The sequence below is a fragment of the Rufibacter soli genome (genome assembly GCF_054781795.1).
On sequence record NZ_BAAGTS010000002.1, the window covers coordinates 469,218 to 484,778 of the forward strand.

The following is a 15,561-nucleotide window of genomic DNA, read 5'->3' on the forward strand; positions in this document are numbered from 1 at the left end:
CTCCCCAGTAGGGAGCGTTTTACCGTTGCCACCACAACTGATAAAAGCGACTTTTTATTCATTTCTAGGGTCTATAATAAACGAGCGGCTTGTGTGTTTTCGCTTCGCCGCAAAGTTTTCATATTAATAATGTGAAAAGCAAGACTTTGGTTCAAAAAAGCTTTACAGTCTAAATTTTATACTATTAGGTATGGTTTGTTAGCAAACCATACCTTCAACTTGCCTTTTATTGAGGAAATACTAAAAGCAGAATAGCCATTTTTGCACAGCCTCACTTCCTGTTTATGAGGAAGAAATATATAAATATATAACTTTTTATATGTTTATAAAGGGCCGTATTTCTGTCACTTTTTGGTGAAATGAAAAAAAATAAGAAAAAAAGCTTTCAAATTTAGGGTTTTTGCTTACTCGGCTGTCATGTAATATGTTACGTCGCGTTTTCTACCAAATTATTACCAATGGCCCTATGGCATTTTTGGTGGAGTTTGGTATTAAATTTCTTTTCATCTATTATTAGCTTTCCAAAACCTATTATTAACTAACTAAAACTAACATGAAGAAACTCTTACTTTTTAGTCTTCTTCTGCTGACAATGGTATTCCAAAATGCCGTTGCCCAGACTAAGACTATCACAGGAAAAGTTACTGAGGCAGGTAACAACCAAGGAATGCCTGGGGTGACTGTATTAGTAAAAGGAACCCAGGTGGCTACCGCTACCGGTGCAGATGGGTCCTACTCGCTTAGTGTTCCGGCAGGGAGCACTACCTTAGTGTATAGCTTTGTGGGCTATAAGACGGCAGAACGTGCCATTGGAAACAACACTACCATTAATGTATCTCTGGCCACAGATTCAGAGCAACTGCAAGAAGTTGTCGTAACAGCTTTAGGTGCAGAAAGAACAAAAAATTCACTCCCCTACTCCGCGCAGCAAGTGCAAGGTGAAGATATCACCATTGCCCGTAACCCCAATGCTGTGAACTCGCTGGCTGGTAAAGTTGCCGGTCTAAACATTACTCAGAATAACACCATGGGTGGCTCTACCAACGTAGTAATGCGTGGTACTAAATCCATTACTGGTAACAACCAGGCCCTATTTGTGGTGGACGGTGTTCCTATCAGTAACGCCAACACCAACAGCTCTAACCAGAGAACTGGCCGTGGCGGTTATGACTATGGTAACGCTGCCGCTGACATTAACCCAGATGATATTGAGTCTATGAGCGTACTGAAAGGTGCTGCTGCTACGGCTCTTTATGGTTCACGTGCTGCCAACGGTGTAATCATGATCACCACCAAAAAAGGCAGAAAAGGTCTTGGTATTACTATGAACAACGGGGTAACCGTAGGTTTTATAGACAAGAGCACCGCTCCTAAGTACCAGAAACAATACGGTGCCGGTTATGGCCCTTATTACGGTCCAGATGAAGAAACCTACTTCAATGAGCGTGATATGGACGGTGACGGCAAAGTGGACTTAGTGGTTCCTTTCACCGAAGATGCTTCTTACGGAGCTCCTTTTGATCCAAACTTATTGGTGTTCCAGTGGAACTCCCTGGATCCAACCTCTCCACAGTACCGCAAGGCTACGCCTTGGGTTGGTGCTAAAAATGATCCTAACTACTTCTTTGAGAAGGCCGTTTCTGTGAACAACAGCGTTGTGCTGGATGGCGGAAATGAAAATGCCAGCTTCAAGTTAGGCTTTACCCGCAATGAGGATAAAGGTATTCTGCCAAACAGTAACCTGACCAAGAACATGATAAACTTTGGAGCTTCTTATACGGTGTCTCCAAAATTGACTACCAATGCTTCTGTTAACTTCACCAAAGTAGAAGGCCTGGGCCGTTACGGAACAGGTTACAGCTCTTTCAACCCTATGCAATCTTTCAGACAGTGGTGGCAAACCAACGTTGACATGAAGGAGCAGAAAGACGCCTACTTCCGTAACAAACAGAACATTACCTGGAACACACGTAGCGCTACAGATTTACGCCCTATCTACACAGACAATGCGTACTGGGTGCGTTATGAGAACTATGAGAATGATGAGCGTTACCGCTATTTTGGTAATGTTATGGCGACCTACAAGTTTACCGAGTGGTTTAACTTAATGGGTAGAGTAACCCTTGATTCTTATGATGAGGTACAGGAGGAAAGAAACGCCATTGGTAGCACTGGAACGCCTTACTATACCCGTTACAACAGAACCTCCAGAGAGTATAACTATGATCTGATTGGTAATTTCAACAAAGTGGTAGCCGGTGGTGATGTGAGCTTATCTGGTTTAGTGGGTGCCAACATCCGCAGAAACTACATCAGCTCTCTTTCTGCTATCACCAACGGTGGTTTGGTAGTACCTAGACTTTATGCCCTTTCTAACTCCAGAAGCCCTATCAATGCTCCGGTAGAGTATGATGAGAAACAAGGGGTAGACGGTGTTTTCGCCAGCGGTACTATTGGGTATAAAGAGACCCTCTTCTTAGATGCCACCATCAGAAGAGATAAGTCTACTACCTTGTTGTCTCCCAACAATGTGTTCTACTATCCTTCCATTGCAGCCAGCTACGTGTTCTCTGAGCACCTGAAGGAGACTTTGCCTTGGATGAGCTACGCTAAAGTTCGCCTGAACTATGCTGAAGTAGGTAATGACGCTCCTCCGTTGTCTATCTATGATGTGTATGACAAGCCTACTGGCTGGGGTTCTATTCCATTGTTCTCCATGCCAGGCACCAAGAACAACCAGGAGTTGAAACCAGAAAGAACCAAGTCTACTGAAGCTGGTCTTGAAATGGCATTCCTGCAAGGCCGTGTTGGTTTTGACTTAACCGTTTACAAAACCAACACCGTTGACCAAATTCTTCCGGTAAGCGTTTCTACCGCCACTGGTTATAACTCAAGATTTGTAAACTCTGGTAATGTTGAGAACAAAGGGGTAGAGGTTTCTGCATTTGTAACTCCTGTCAAGAGAGATGATTTCTCCTGGACCATGAACGTGAACTGGTCTTTGAACAGAAACAAAGTATTGTCTCTTTATGAAGGTGTAGAAAACATCTCCCTGGCCACCTACCAAGGTGGTATGTCTTCAAATGCTACCGTAGGTCGTCCGTTTGGCATGCTGCGTGGACAAGGCTTTGTTTACAAAGACGGTCAGAAAGTAGTGGATGAAGATGGTATTTACCTGCACTCTTCTGCCAGCACTGAAATTGGAGATCCTAACGCCAACTGGAGAGGCGGTGTGTCTAACACCTTAACTTACAAAGGCCTTTCCATGTATTTCTTAGTAGATGTACGCCAGGGTGGAGATGTATTCTCTTTGGATAACTTCTACGGTTTTGGTACCGGTCTTTACGAAGAGACCACCCGCACCAATGACTTAGGAAACCCATCACGTAATACCATTGCTAATGGTGGTGGTGTGATCTTGCCAGGTGTGAATGAAGATGGTACTCCTAACACCACCCGTGTTGAGAACACAGAAGGACTTTTTGGTTACAATATGCCACAGGAAGCTCATATTTATGATGCTAGCTACGTGAAACTGAGAGAGGTTTCTTTGAGCTATTCTCTGCCTGCTGCATTTGTTTCAAAATTGAAACCATTCGGTGGAATTGATGTTTCAGTGGTAGGAAGAAACCTTTGGATCATCCATAAAAACCTGCCTTATGCAGATCCAGAAGATGGATTGAGTTCTGGTAACTTAGGTCAAGGGTATATCTCTGGTAGCTACCCAACTACCCGCAACCTGGGCTTTAACCTTAGATTCAAATTTTAATTAGGACAAAATGAAAAGGATACTATATTTCTGCATCCCAGCTTTGCTATTTCTCGCACCTTCGTGCGTAGACAGCCTGGATGACTACAACATAAATAAGAAAGCTGCTACTGATGCACCGGGCGCAACCCTTGTGACCAGTGCCGAGCGTAGCTTAGCCATCATCACGGCCAGTTCCAGCGTAAACAACAACCCCTTCAGGTTCTATGCGCAGTACTGGGCGGCTACTACCTACCCAGATGAAAGCCAGTTTATCATTGCCACCAGGCAGGTAGACAGAAACTTCTGGGATCCGTTTTACCGTGATGTTCTGGCAGATCTGAAAGAAGCGAAGCGGCTTATCAATGCTGATGCTTTCTTAGACCCTAAGATCAAAGCCAACCAGTTAGCGTCTATTGAGACGTTAGAGGTTCTTTCCTGGTCAATTCTGGTAAATACCTTTGGGGATGTGCCTTACTCTCAGGCGCTGGATATTACCAATGTTTTGCCTAAGTATGATGATGATGCGGCCATCTACGCAGACCTCATTGTGCGTCTGGACAAAGCCATTGGTATGTTTGACGCCTCTGCCACTGGTTTAGGAACCGCAGACTTGATCTACAATGGCAGCACAGCCAGCTGGATCAGATTTGCCAATTCTCTTAAACTGAGATTAGGCATGACCATTGCCGACGTTGATCCTGCCAAAGCTAAAACCATGGTGGAAGCTGCAGCTAAAAATGTGTTTACTTCAAATACTCAGCACGCGACTATCAAGTTTTTGGCCACTACGCCTAACACCAACCCGGTTTACTCTGACCTGGTATTAAGCGGAAGAGCTGACTTTGTAGGCGGAAACACGCTGGTAGACAGAATGAACACCCTCAATGACCCAAGAAGAGATGATTACTTCAAGCCATTGGCCAACGGGACATTCAAAGGTGGTACCGTTGGTGCGCCAAACTCCTATGCTGCTAACTCTGCCCCAGGTACTAAGTTAGAGGATCCTACCTTGCCAGGTGTTCTTTTGTCTTACGCAGAGGTTGAGTTCCTGCTAGCTGAGGCAGTAGAAAGAGGTTTTGCTGTAGGCGGTACCGCTATGAGCCACTATGATGCAGGTGTAACCGCCTCTATCACAGAGTGGGGTGGAACTGCTGCTGAAGCCACTACATACCTGGCACAGCCTAGTGTAAACTACCTGACTGCCGCTGGAACCTACAAGCAGAAGATAGGAACCCAGAAATGGATTGCCCTTTACAGCAACCCAGTACAAGGCTGGACAGAGTGGAGAAGATTAGATGCCCCAGCGTTGGTGAAACCAGCGGCTGCCATCAGTGCTATTCCGCTTCGTTTAACTTACCCAACCACAGAGTTTAACAGTAACGGTACCAATGCCACAGCGGCAGCTACTGCCATTGGCGGTAACACCGTTACTTCTAAAATCTTCTGGGACAAATTCTAAGCTACTACTAAGCTCTTAAGAGCTAAAATTCAAAAGCTCTGGCAGCAATGCCAGAGCTTTTTTTATGGACATACTTTGCAACCTACTTACGTTAAAGCCAACCAGAGAACCTGCCTAAGCCTCTTTGGCTTTGCAAGAAAGACTTATGAATGCGGAATCTAGGCTGATGGCGTACTTTAAATGCTGAGAGTGTCTGTTTGCCTATGGGGTTAGGCAAGGTAGCCACACTGCAAAGGAGGCAAGTTGTGCCTCTATAAGGCGCTAAATACAGCTGAGGAAACCCTGTCATGATTTGCCATCTTAAGTAAAAGGTAGCGCTCTATAGCTAGGTACCACCACCAGTTGTATGGTCTATAAGCACGATGCCCCGCAAAAGAAAAAGTCTTTTGCGGGGCATCGTGCTTAATATAGGAAAGGGTCAAAACAGAAAATGGCTAATAAAAGAGGAGGCCGTTTTGGGCCTGTTTTCTGAAAAATAGCCTCAAAACAGATTCTATTAGGCCAGTAAGCCTTTTATCTATTGGTGGTTGAACTGCAACCGCAACAAGTTAGCATAGATGCCCTCAGGGTTGTAAGCCAGTTCATCATGGGTACCGGCCTCGGCAATCTGGCCGCGGTCAATCACTAGAATCTTGTCTACTTTTCTAATGGTAGCCAGACGGTGTGCAATAATAATGGTGGTACGATCCTTCATGAGCTCATCCATGGCACCCTGCACCAGCATCTCAGACTCAGAGTCCAGGGAGCTGGTGGCCTCGTCCAGGATAAGGATGGCGGGGTCTTTGAGAATGGCGCGGGCAATGGCAATGCGTTGGCGCTGACCACCAGAAAGCTTAATGCCGCGCTCGCCTACCACCGTGTTCAACCCTTCAGGGAAAGACTGGATGAACTGCAGGGCGTTGGCCTTCTGGGCCGCTACCATCACTTCTTCCTCGGTGGCGTTGGGTTTTCCGTAGGAAATATTTTCTTTAATGGTACCGCCAAACAACAGCACCTCCTGTGGCACAATACCCAGGTTGCTTCTGAGCTCATGCAGGTGCATGTGGCTGATGTTCTGGCCGTCAATGAAAATTCCGCCTTGGTCTACCGGGTAGAAGCGCATGAGCAACTGGGCAATAGTAGACTTGCCGGCACCGCTAGACCCCACCAAAGCAATCTTCTCCCCCGACTTAATCTCAAAGTCAATATTCTGAAGCACCTGCAGATCAGGGCGGGTAGGGTAGGAGAAACCCACGTGGTCATAGCGTACGTTGCCGTTGAACCGTACCTGGGAGCTGGCCGTGGCGGCCAGGTCGTGCTGCTCCACGGGCATGTCCAGGATCTCCAGAATACGCTCAGAAGCACCAATAGACACCTGGATCTTGGCGTACAAATCACCTAAACCGGCCACCGAAGCCCCAATAAAGGAAGTATACAGGATAAAGGAGGTCAGTTGGCCAAAGGTTAGGTCTCCGCGCTGTACCAGGGTAGCCCCGTACCAGATCACCAGAATAATGCCGCCGAAGAGCCCAATAATGATAAAGGAAATGAAAGCGCCCCGGTAAAAAGAGGTAGTAATAGCCGTTTTCACGGACCGGTTCAAAGCCTGGCGGTAGCGGTTGATCTCAAACAGCTCATTGGTAAAAGCCTTCACCACCTGAATGGCCTGCAGCGTTTCTTCCACAATCACGTTGGTGATGGCCAGCTCATCCTGGGTCTTGCGCGATAGCTTTTTAAGCCGCTTGCCAAACACCATGGCCAGAATCACCAGCACCGGGAACGTGGCCAGCATGAACAGTGACAGCTTCACAGAGATGAACATGATAAAGCCAATGCCCACCAACAGGGTGGTAACCTGGCGGAACAACTCGGCTAGGGTGATCGAAAACCCGTCCTGGATGTAGCTCACATCTGAGGTGATGCGGCTGGTGATCTCGCCCACGCGGCGGGTCTCAAAAAAGGTGAGGGGCAGCCCCATAAACTGGGAGTAAAGGCTTTTGCGCACGTCGGCAATGGCATTCTCACTTACCTGGGCAAAGAAGTAGACCCTAAAAAAGGAGAAAATGCCCTGCAGCGCGATCACGGCAAACAGCATCAAGGCAATGTAGTTTATGTTCTGGCCCAGAAATGTGGATTTGCCTACTGAGGCATCAATCAACTGGCCAGTTACCGCCGGAAACGCCATAAACGTAAGGCTGGAGAACAGCAGAAACCCCAGGCCTATGTAAAATTTGCCTTTGTAAGGCAACAGGAATCTGAATATCTGAAGGCCACGCTTCAGCTTTTCTTTGCTGAGTTTGGTTTTTCCTTCTGTCTCAAGTTCGGGTGCGGTACCCGGCCCGAAGCCTCGTTTAGCCATGCAATCCTTGTTGTTTGGTAAAAGTCATCCTGCCCAATGGCAGCAATTGCGTTGTTGGAGCGGGCTGTTTTAAGCCTGTTTTTCTAAAAACGGCCTTAAAACAGGCTGGTGGCCGCCTGCCCAAAGAAAGCAACCCGCAAAGGTAGGCATTACCCATGACTTACCACAGCCCCGGTAGAGGCAGATGGCCGAAGGGAGGAAAATTTGTTCTTTTTCCCGGAAAACAGCCATAGGCCAATAAACGTGAGCAAGCCGTTCAGCAGCAAGATCTCAAACCCAAACTGATAGCCCCAGAACCAGTCAGCAGAATTAAGACTGATCACGTAGGTGAGCACCAGGGAGAGTACCGCAATAAAAGGCACGGCTTGGTCCCTCACAGAACGCCTGGTCAGTAACCCAAAGCTGTACAAGCCTAATAAGGGGCCGTAGGTGTAGCCCACCAGCGTGAAAAGCGTGGCAATAATGCTCTGGTCATTGTAGAGCTTAAAAAGTAGAATGACTGCCAGCAACACCACCGAGAAACCTAGGTGTACCCGATTTTTAAGAGGAACTCGTTCCGCCTCAGGGCGGTGCTGGAAGTTCAAAAAGTCCACGCAGAAGGCCGTGGTGAGCGAGGTGAGCGCCGAGTCTGCCGAGGCATAAGTGATGGCGGTAATGCCCAGGATAAAGGCAATGCTGGCCATGGGCGGGAAATGGTGCAAGGCCAGTTCCGGGAAAACGTCATCGCCTTTGGCGGGCAGGGCAATCCCTTTCTGGTTGGCATAGAAGTAGAGCAGAGCGCCCAAGCAGAGAAACAACAAGTTGACTATCACCAGAATAACGGTAAACCAGAACATGTTCTTCTGCGCCTCGGGTAGGCTTTTGCAGCTTAGGTTTTTCTGCATCATGTCTTGGTCCAGGCCAGTCATGGCAATGGTAATAAAGGCACCCGCCAGCAGCTGCTTCACTACGTAGTTAGGCGCCTTGGGGTCCCACTCCCAGAGTTGGGCGTAGCCGCTGCCTTTGATGGTCTGCAGGGTGCCTGCAAAGGAAAGGTGCAGTTCGGTAGACACCAGCCAGATGCTCAGGCCCAGGCACAGCAGCATAGCCAGGGTCTGGAGGGTATCGGTCCAGATGATGGTCTTCATGCCGCCCCTAAAGGTGTAGAGCCAGATAAAGGCAATGGTGAGGGCCACGGTGCCGGCAAACGGAATGCCCAACGGACCGAACACCGCCAGCTGCAGCACGCCCGCCACCAGGTACAGCCGGAGGGCTGCGCTCAGCGTACGTGACAGCAGGAAAAAAGCGCTGCCCGTTTTATAGGACCAAAACCCGAACCGCTGCTCCAGGTACGTATAGATAGACACCAGCCGCAACCGGTAATACAAAGGCAGCAGAAATAACCCGATGACCAGATACCCCAGCGCATAGCCCAGCACCATCTGCAGGTAGGTAAAGCCGGTTTTCTCCACCATGCCCGGTATAGACACGAACGTGATACCCGAGAGGGTGGTCCCAATCATGCCAAAGGCCACCACGTACCACGGCGAGGCCCGGTTGGCCAGGAAAAAGCCCGCCGTAGATTCGCCCTTCTTGCTGGTCACCAAAGAGATGGTCAGCAGCAGGCAAAAGTAAGCGACAATAATACCTAAGATGATAAGTGGCGACATGGATGGGGTGCTTCTGTTTTTAAGAATTGCGCACAAAAATACAGCAAAGGCAGTAAATCACCGGCGTTTTGTTTTAAGCCTATTTTCCAGAAAACGGGCCTGAAACGGAGAGTGAGAAAGAAAGGCGAGCCCCGGACAAAAAGGAAAGCCCCTGTTTTGGGCCCGTTTTACAGAAAACAGGCCCAAAACAGGGGCTAAAAACTTATGGGATATTCGTTATTGGATGGCGGTTACGTCTACAAACTCAGAGTTCTTACGGGAGATGGACAGCAGCCCCAGGAACGTGAGCAGACCGTTGAGCAACAGCACCTCAAACCCGAACTCATAGCCAAAGAACCAATCCACGGAGTTGGCACTGATAATGTAGGTAAGCACCGGCGCCAGCACGCAGATAAACGGCACCAGGTTGTCGCGCACCGGGCGCTTGGTGAACACGCCAAAGGAGTAAAGACCCAGCAACGGACCGTAGGTGTACCCGGCTACTTTAAACACCGCCTGCACCACACTTTCGTCATTTATGATCTTGAAGATAATGATTACCAGGGCCAACAGCACAGAAAAACCAAGGTGGGTCCAATTCTTGTACCTAATGCGTTGCGCCTCGGGGCGGTTCTTGAAATCCAGGAAGTCTACGCAGAAAGAGGTGGTAAGCGCCGTCAAGGCCGAGTCAGCGGAGGCGTACGTGATGGCCGTGATCCCCAAAATGAAGGTGATACCCGCTACCGGCGAGAAGTATTTAAGGGCCAGTTCCGGGAACACCATGTCGCCTTTTTCGGGGAGGGTAATGCCTTTGGCCTCAGCGTACAGGTATAATAATGCACCTAAGCTCAGGAACAGGATGTTCACAAACAGGATAATGATGGTGAAAGAGAACATGTTCTTCTGCGCCTCTTTCAGGTTTTTGCAGCTCAGGTTTTTCTGCATCATGTCCTGGTCAAGGCCCACCATTACAATGGCGATGAACATACCAGAGATAAACTGTTTCAGGAAGTATTTCTGGTCTTGCCACTCCCAGAAGAACACCTGGGAATATTTGCTTTCAGAGATAGTATTCACCATGCCCTGGAAAGAAAGGCCCAGCGCATCATTGATCATGACAATGGTAATGCCCACGCAGATAAGCATAGCCAGCGTCTGGAAAGTATCGGTCCAGATAATTGTCTTCATGCCGCCCCTGAAGGTGTACACCCAGATTAAGGCAATGGTAATCACCACAGATATCTCGAATGGCACGCCCATTCCATCAAACACGGCCAGCTGCAGGACCCCGGCTACCAGATACAGCCGGAAAGCCGCGCCGAGCGTACGGGCCAGCAGGAAGTAAGCCGCCCCCGTTTTATAGGACCAAAACCCGAAGCGCTGCTCCAGGTAGGTGTAAATGGAAACCAGGTTCAGGCGGTAATACAGCGGCATTAATACCAGGGCCACCACAAAATAGCCCAGCATGTTGCCCAAAATAAGCTGTAGATAAGAGAACTGCACTTTCTCCACCATGCCGGGCACTGAGATAAAGGTTACCCCCGAAAGCGAGGTGCCAATCATCCCGAACGCCACCACGTACCACGGCGACTTGCGGTTAGCTAAAAAGAAGCTGTCTGTAGATTCGCCTTTCTTGCTGGTGAGGAAAGAAATGAAAATGAGAACGCAGAAATAAAGGGCAATGATGACCAGAATAAACGTTGAAGACATGCGAAGAAACTAGGGGTTTGTAGTTTGTCTGTAAGGTGCAAGCAAATATAAGTAAAAAAGAATACCCTGTTCCTTTATTGCGGCCTGTTATGAAAGACTAAGCTGGTGCCTAAAAAGAAACCCTTCCGCCAGTGAAGCGAAAGGGTTTGAAAGTTCCAGGAAATAGGGCACTTGGTAGAGTTAATAACCCCAGGGAGAGTTGAACCCGCTGCCGTAATAATCTCCGTACCCGTTGTTAGTTCCCCCGTTGCCGTACTGGATGCCCCCAGACACCGTCACGTTAGGCGCCACCTGGTAGTGGGCCTTAAACTGAAAGCCCTGGCTAGGGTAACTTCCGAAGGTAAAAGGGTTAGGGTTGTAACGGTTGCCCGCCATGGAGGTAAGGTCTTTCCAGACGCTGCCACTTAACAGAAGTTTTTCACTCATGGCGTAAGTACCCCCAACATGCAGCAAGTAGTTTCGGGTGGGGTTTGCCGCCATCACCGCGGTGTTGCCGCCCTCGCGGGTAGAAGTCCTGAACGTAGGCCCGCCCCAGTTCTGCACCATGGTGAGGGAACTGAACACGTGTACCCGGGGCGTTAGGCGGTATTGCACCTGGGGTTCCAGGTAAGAAAAAGAACCTAACCGGCTAAAGCCCGCGCCTGCGTTCAGGCCGTAGCTTACCCTGGGTTGCGCCGCCACAGGTGCCTGCACAGAATCAGGGACCGATGTGGTCTGCGCCTGGCCGGGCAGCGAAAGGCCCCAGCAAACCAGCGTGAGGCTAAAAAAGCCAATAATAGATTTATAGAAGGTCATACAGAAACATTTTGAGGGGAAGGTGCCAAGCCCCGAAGCCTATTATCTCTCCCACTAAGATAGTGTATTAAAGCCACTAACGAAACAACCGTTCTTGTAGTCTGTTGCTTTCTGTCTGTTTTGGACCTGTTCTCAAGAAAACAGGCCCAAAACAGAAGGTCTTCTTTTTTTCTGTGGCAAAAATCCGCACGTGATGGAATGAAAAGTAGGGGCAATCCCTTGTGGTTGCCCTGTTACGATTGTGCCACCTGAGGGGCACCACAAGGGATTGCCTCTACCTATTACTAGCTGCTTAAGGGCAACTTTCTTATGGGATAACGGCAAGACACCTGCGTAAAGGCTTCTCTAGTTCGCCCACAAGATCCTTTCAGGATGACAAAAAAGAGAAAGCCCTTTCCTCTTTGCAGAAAAAGAGATTCAGTCAAGAGGAGAGCCTGAAGAGGCATTATGAGGAATAGCTACAAAAAGCTAAAAAGTCTGTTTTAGGTCTGTTTTCACAAAAACAGACCTAAAACAGACTTCAAGAATTTCTTTTTTGTCGCTCCTTTACTTGGCCTGAGGCCGAAGCCAGGCTTCGCGGCGCGCTTTGGCTTTGGAAGATACTTTCTGACCGGTTTTCTCCAGGGGTACCAGGGTGAACTTAGGTTCTGGGGCCAGTGTAAGGGGAACGGTTTTCTTTTGGCCCTGCTGCACTACTTCCAGTTGAACCTGGTCGCCGGGCTGGTGTTTGGCCAGGAGGCTGTCCAGCATTTTGTAGCTGGTTAGCTTTTGCCCGTTCATGGTGAGTAGGGTGTCGTCGCGGTCCAGGCCAGCCTGGTAGAGGGGGCTGTTGGAAAAGGTGCCCTGCGCAATAACGGCTTTGTCGTTCTGGAATTTAAGGCCTTCCCAACCCAACACCGGCGTTTTAGATTTCTCCAGCTTTAGACCCATCTCCTGGGCCAGCGATTCATACGGCATAGACTCCTTGCCATTGATGTGCTTTTGGAAGAACTCCTGGGCAAAGGTGGCATCTTTGGTGAGGTCAGCTAAGGCTTTCTCCAGGTCGGGCAGGGTGTAGGGTTTCTCTGGTTTACCAAAACGTTGCCAGAGCAGACGCATGTAGTCATCCAGGGTGAGGTTCTTGAACTGGGTACGTAGGGTAAAGTCCAGCCCTAGGGCAATGGCGTTGCCATACGTATAATAGGAGATGTAGGTGTTGGTGCGATTGGTGGCGTCTACAGACCGGGAGGCATCTACAAACGGCGCCTGCTGGCTCATCTCTACCGGAGAGAAATAGGCTTTGCCCGGAGAAATGGCCAAGGCCAAAATAGGGCTGGCGGCGCTTTCCAGGTAATTGGCCTGCTCCGTCACGCCGGCGCGGTGCAGCAGCAGGGTGCCGTAATAACTGGTGAACCCTTCGGCCAGCCAAAGCTCTCCGCTCATGTTGGCATCATTGAAATTGAAGGGTTCCAGGCTTTGGGGCCTGATGCGCTCCACGTTCCAGGCATGGAAAAACTCATGGGCCAGCGTGCCCAAGTTAGGGTTCATACCGGTTTTCAGGGACCGTGAACTGGTAATGACCGTAGAGTTGCGGTGTTCCATGCCATCGCCGGGGGTGGTGGGCAGGTAGCAGGCAATAAAGGTGTAGGTGCCAAAGTCAAAGGCCGGCAGTTCGCCAAACACCGCCTGGCTTTCCTGCACAATACGCTTGGCTTTCTGGGTGTAGTCATCCAGTTCCTGGGCGGTGCCCTGGTGGTGCATGCCAATCCGGATCTTCTGCTCGCGGCCTTTCTCCGTTACCGTCCACTCGCGCCATTGCAGGTTGGCCAGTTCAGTAGGGCTATCCATGAGGTACTGGAAATTGGGCGCCGAAAAAGTAAGCGGGGCGGTTTCTGGTTTTAGCTGGGTGGCGGCGGTCCAGTTGCTACCCGCCGGGGCGATGAACTTCACCTGCACCGGGGCGTTCTCCAGGGCCTGCGCATACATGAAGGTGGCCGGTGCGTTTAGGTGCGCGTGGGTGGTGTTTACCCCAGCGTAGGTACCGTCTGGGTGGTCTGCAAACAGCGTGTATTTGACCGTTACCGTGCCGTCATGGCCGGTAATGTTCCATTGGTGCAGGTTGGGGCGGGTAAAAGTGAGGGGTTGACCTTTGCCATTGGTGACAGAGACACTATAGACGTTTTTGGCGAACTCATGCAAGGCGTAGCGGCCCGGCGAGGAACGGGCCATGCGCACCTCCAGGGTGGGGGAGGTAAGGCCAGTAAAGGTGGCAGTCACGTTGGCCTCATGGTGCAACGCGTTCTCAAACGAAACCTGATAATTTACGCGTTGCTGGGCCAGGGCTGGCAGACAGGCCGTGCAGAAAGCAAGCGCCAAGGCTACCCAAAAGTTTTTCTTCATAGAGGAGGAATATTTGCGGCTCAAGATACACAGGAAAACCAGATTCTGGCATACCCTTCCCGTATGGGGCTACCCGTGGTTTTGGCTTTTCTGCCACACCTGGGCTTTGATAAAGCCATGGAAGAAAAGGGCTTGCCGGGAGGACGTAAAGCCCGCCTGCCTGAAAATCTGGTGCGTGGGCGGCAGGCTTTTCCCAGAGATGCCACTTACCAACCCAAAAAACCGGTACATGGCCCAGAGCATGGATTTCTGCCAAAGCCTTTGAGCAGGGCGCGAGGAAAGGAAGAAATCTGTGTGCAACCAGATCCCTTGCGGAGCTAGCGCCTGGTTTAACCGTTGTACCAAGGTTGTCACTTCCTGGGCCGTGAACAGGTCCAGCACAAACGGCGTGATTATAACGGAAAACGTCTCCTGGGGCAGCAAATCCTGCTCAGTGCCCAGCCTGAACTCCACGAGTCGGGCTTGGGGTAAACCTTGCATTCGTTGGCGGGCTTTTTCCAGCATAGCCCGGGAAGCTTCCAAATACAGTATCTGACTGGGGGTGCTTTTCAGAAATAACTCAGGGAGAATGCAGCCGGTGCCGCCGCCTAAAACCAAGACTGTGGCCCCAACCGGGATTTCGGAAAGGAAATGGTATTGGGCTTTTTTCTGAGCGTCTCTGAAAACCAGTCCCGCCAAGACGTCATACACCGGGGCAATAAAATCAAAGCTGGGTAGGGAGGCGGGCATGAAAGAACTGAGCGAAAAGGCAAAAGCCGTTTTAAGGGTGTTTTTCCAAAAGTAAGCCAAAAACAGGTTTCTCCTTTACTGGAAAGTTATACCCAATTATTAGGAATAGAACTTCCGGTGGAAAACTGTCTTGCCGCTCGCCGGGTTCTTTTCCTGGGTCTAGGCATGGAGGTAATGGCGGTCCAGGGTATCGCGTAGCTTCTGGAAAATAAAGGCGGTAATCTGTTTAAGCATGCTCTCAGCCGAACCCTTAAACTCTTGGCGGTATTCTTCCACCTTGCCCTGGAAAAGCAAGGAGACAAAAGTGGTGCCCACCGGCTTTTCTGGGTTCTCAGAGGCCCCGGCGCCCAGAAGGCCCGTCACGGCAATGCAGACATCGGCTTTGAGGAGTTTCTGCAGGCCCAGTACCATTTCATTGGTGACCTGCTGGCTTTCGGCGGTGTAGAAATCCAGGGTTTTTTTCTTTACCCCCAGCACTTTCTGTTTGGCGGCAATGTCATAGGTGACCATGCTGCCCAGGAAAACCCCGCTGGTGCCCAGGGCCTTGCTAAACTCGGCGGCCAAGCTGCCTCCGGTGCAGCTTTCGGCAAAAGCAACGGTAAGGCCATGGTCTTTCAGGTTCATGACCAGCTGGGTCAGGTCTTTCTTGTTCATAGGGTTGCGCTTTCAATAAATGGTAGTACTGTAGAACCAGGCAATGGGTTGTATCCCTGCAACTCAACACCAACACCGCCGGGTACGTACGTTAAGGAGTTTCCCGTTTAGGCCGGTT

Annotated in this window: 9 protein-coding genes; 2 read left to right on the top strand and 7 right to left on the bottom strand. The window is 49.8% G+C overall.

The features are described 5' to 3' along the window. Nucleotides 1-553 precede the first annotated feature (553 nt). Both ACYVJQ_RS03980 and ACYVJQ_RS03985 read left to right on the top strand, forming a co-directional pair. A complete protein-coding gene (locus ACYVJQ_RS03980) occupies nucleotides 554-3,769 on the top strand; it encodes a SusC/RagA family TonB-linked outer membrane protein (protein ID WP_460891764.1) in 3,216 nt (1,071 codons plus the stop codon). A gap of 10 nt (nucleotides 3,770-3,779) precedes the next feature. Continuing rightward, complete coding sequence (locus ACYVJQ_RS03985) at nucleotides 3,780-5,210, top strand: SusD/RagB family nutrient-binding outer membrane lipoprotein (RefSeq protein ID WP_460891765.1); 1,431 nt, start codon at nucleotides 3,780-3,782, stop codon at nucleotides 5,208-5,210. A 517-nt stretch (nucleotides 5,211-5,727) separates the two neighbouring features. Here the strand turns inward: ACYVJQ_RS03985 and ACYVJQ_RS03990 are convergent. The 7 genes from ACYVJQ_RS03990 to ACYVJQ_RS04020 all read right to left on the bottom strand — a co-directional run bounded on the left by ACYVJQ_RS03990 (nucleotide 5,728) and on the right by ACYVJQ_RS04020 (nucleotide 15,443). Beyond that, nucleotides 5,728-7,548, bottom strand: a complete 1,821-nt coding sequence (locus tag ACYVJQ_RS03990; RefSeq protein ID WP_460891766.1) for an ABC transporter ATP-binding protein — start codon at nucleotides 7,546-7,548, stop codon at nucleotides 5,728-5,730. 149 nt (nucleotides 7,549-7,697) lie between these two features. Further along, nucleotides 7,698-9,197, bottom strand: coding sequence for a sodium:solute symporter (locus ACYVJQ_RS03995; protein WP_460891767.1), 1,500 nt, complete (start codon nucleotides 9,195-9,197; stop codon nucleotides 7,698-7,700). A 216-nt stretch (nucleotides 9,198-9,413) separates the two neighbouring features. After that, nucleotides 9,414-10,886, bottom strand: coding sequence for a sodium:solute symporter (locus ACYVJQ_RS04000; RefSeq protein WP_460891768.1), 1,473 nt, complete (start codon nucleotides 10,884-10,886; stop codon nucleotides 9,414-9,416). 180 nt (nucleotides 10,887-11,066) lie between these two features. After that, nucleotides 11,067-11,681, bottom strand: a complete 615-nt coding sequence (locus tag ACYVJQ_RS04005; RefSeq protein WP_460891769.1) for a hypothetical protein — start codon at nucleotides 11,679-11,681, stop codon at nucleotides 11,067-11,069. 546 nt (nucleotides 11,682-12,227) lie between these two features. After that, on the bottom strand, nucleotides 12,228-14,060 hold the full coding sequence (locus tag ACYVJQ_RS04010; protein ID WP_460891770.1) for a M61 family metallopeptidase: 1,833 nt from the start codon (nucleotides 14,058-14,060) through the stop codon (nucleotides 12,228-12,230). Between the two features lie 69 nt (nucleotides 14,061-14,129). After that, entirely contained in the window at nucleotides 14,130-14,849 is a 720-nt protein-coding gene (locus tag ACYVJQ_RS04015) for a class I SAM-dependent methyltransferase (RefSeq protein ID WP_460891771.1), read from the bottom strand. A 99-nt stretch (nucleotides 14,850-14,948) separates the two neighbouring features. Further along, entirely contained in the window at nucleotides 14,949-15,443 is a 495-nt protein-coding gene (locus tag ACYVJQ_RS04020; protein WP_460891772.1) for a CinA family protein, read from the bottom strand. Between the last annotated feature and the right edge of the window lie 118 nt (nucleotides 15,444-15,561).

Coding starts and splice junctions, on each gene's coding strand:
- ACYVJQ_RS03980 (WP_460891764.1), top strand. CDS start 554: ATGAAGAAACTCTTACTTTTTAGTCTTCTTCTGCTGACAATGGTATTC.
- ACYVJQ_RS03985 (WP_460891765.1), top strand. CDS start 3,780: ATGAAAAGGATACTATATTTCTGCATCCCAGCTTTGCTATTTCTCGCA.
- ACYVJQ_RS03990 (WP_460891766.1), bottom strand. CDS start 7,548: ATGGCTAAACGAGGCTTCGGGCCGGGTACCGCACCCGAACTTGAGACA.
- ACYVJQ_RS03995 (WP_460891767.1), bottom strand. CDS start 9,197: ATGTCGCCACTTATCATCTTAGGTATTATTGTCGCTTACTTTTGCCTG.
- ACYVJQ_RS04000 (WP_460891768.1), bottom strand. CDS start 10,886: ATGTCTTCAACGTTTATTCTGGTCATCATTGCCCTTTATTTCTGCGTT.
- ACYVJQ_RS04005 (WP_460891769.1), bottom strand. CDS start 11,681: ATGACCTTCTATAAATCTATTATTGGCTTTTTTAGCCTCACGCTGGTT.
- ACYVJQ_RS04010 (WP_460891770.1), bottom strand. CDS start 14,060: ATGAAGAAAAACTTTTGGGTAGCCTTGGCGCTTGCTTTCTGCACGGCC.
- ACYVJQ_RS04020 (WP_460891772.1), bottom strand. CDS start 15,443: ATGAACAAGAAAGACCTGACCCAGCTGGTCATGAACCTGAAAGACCAT.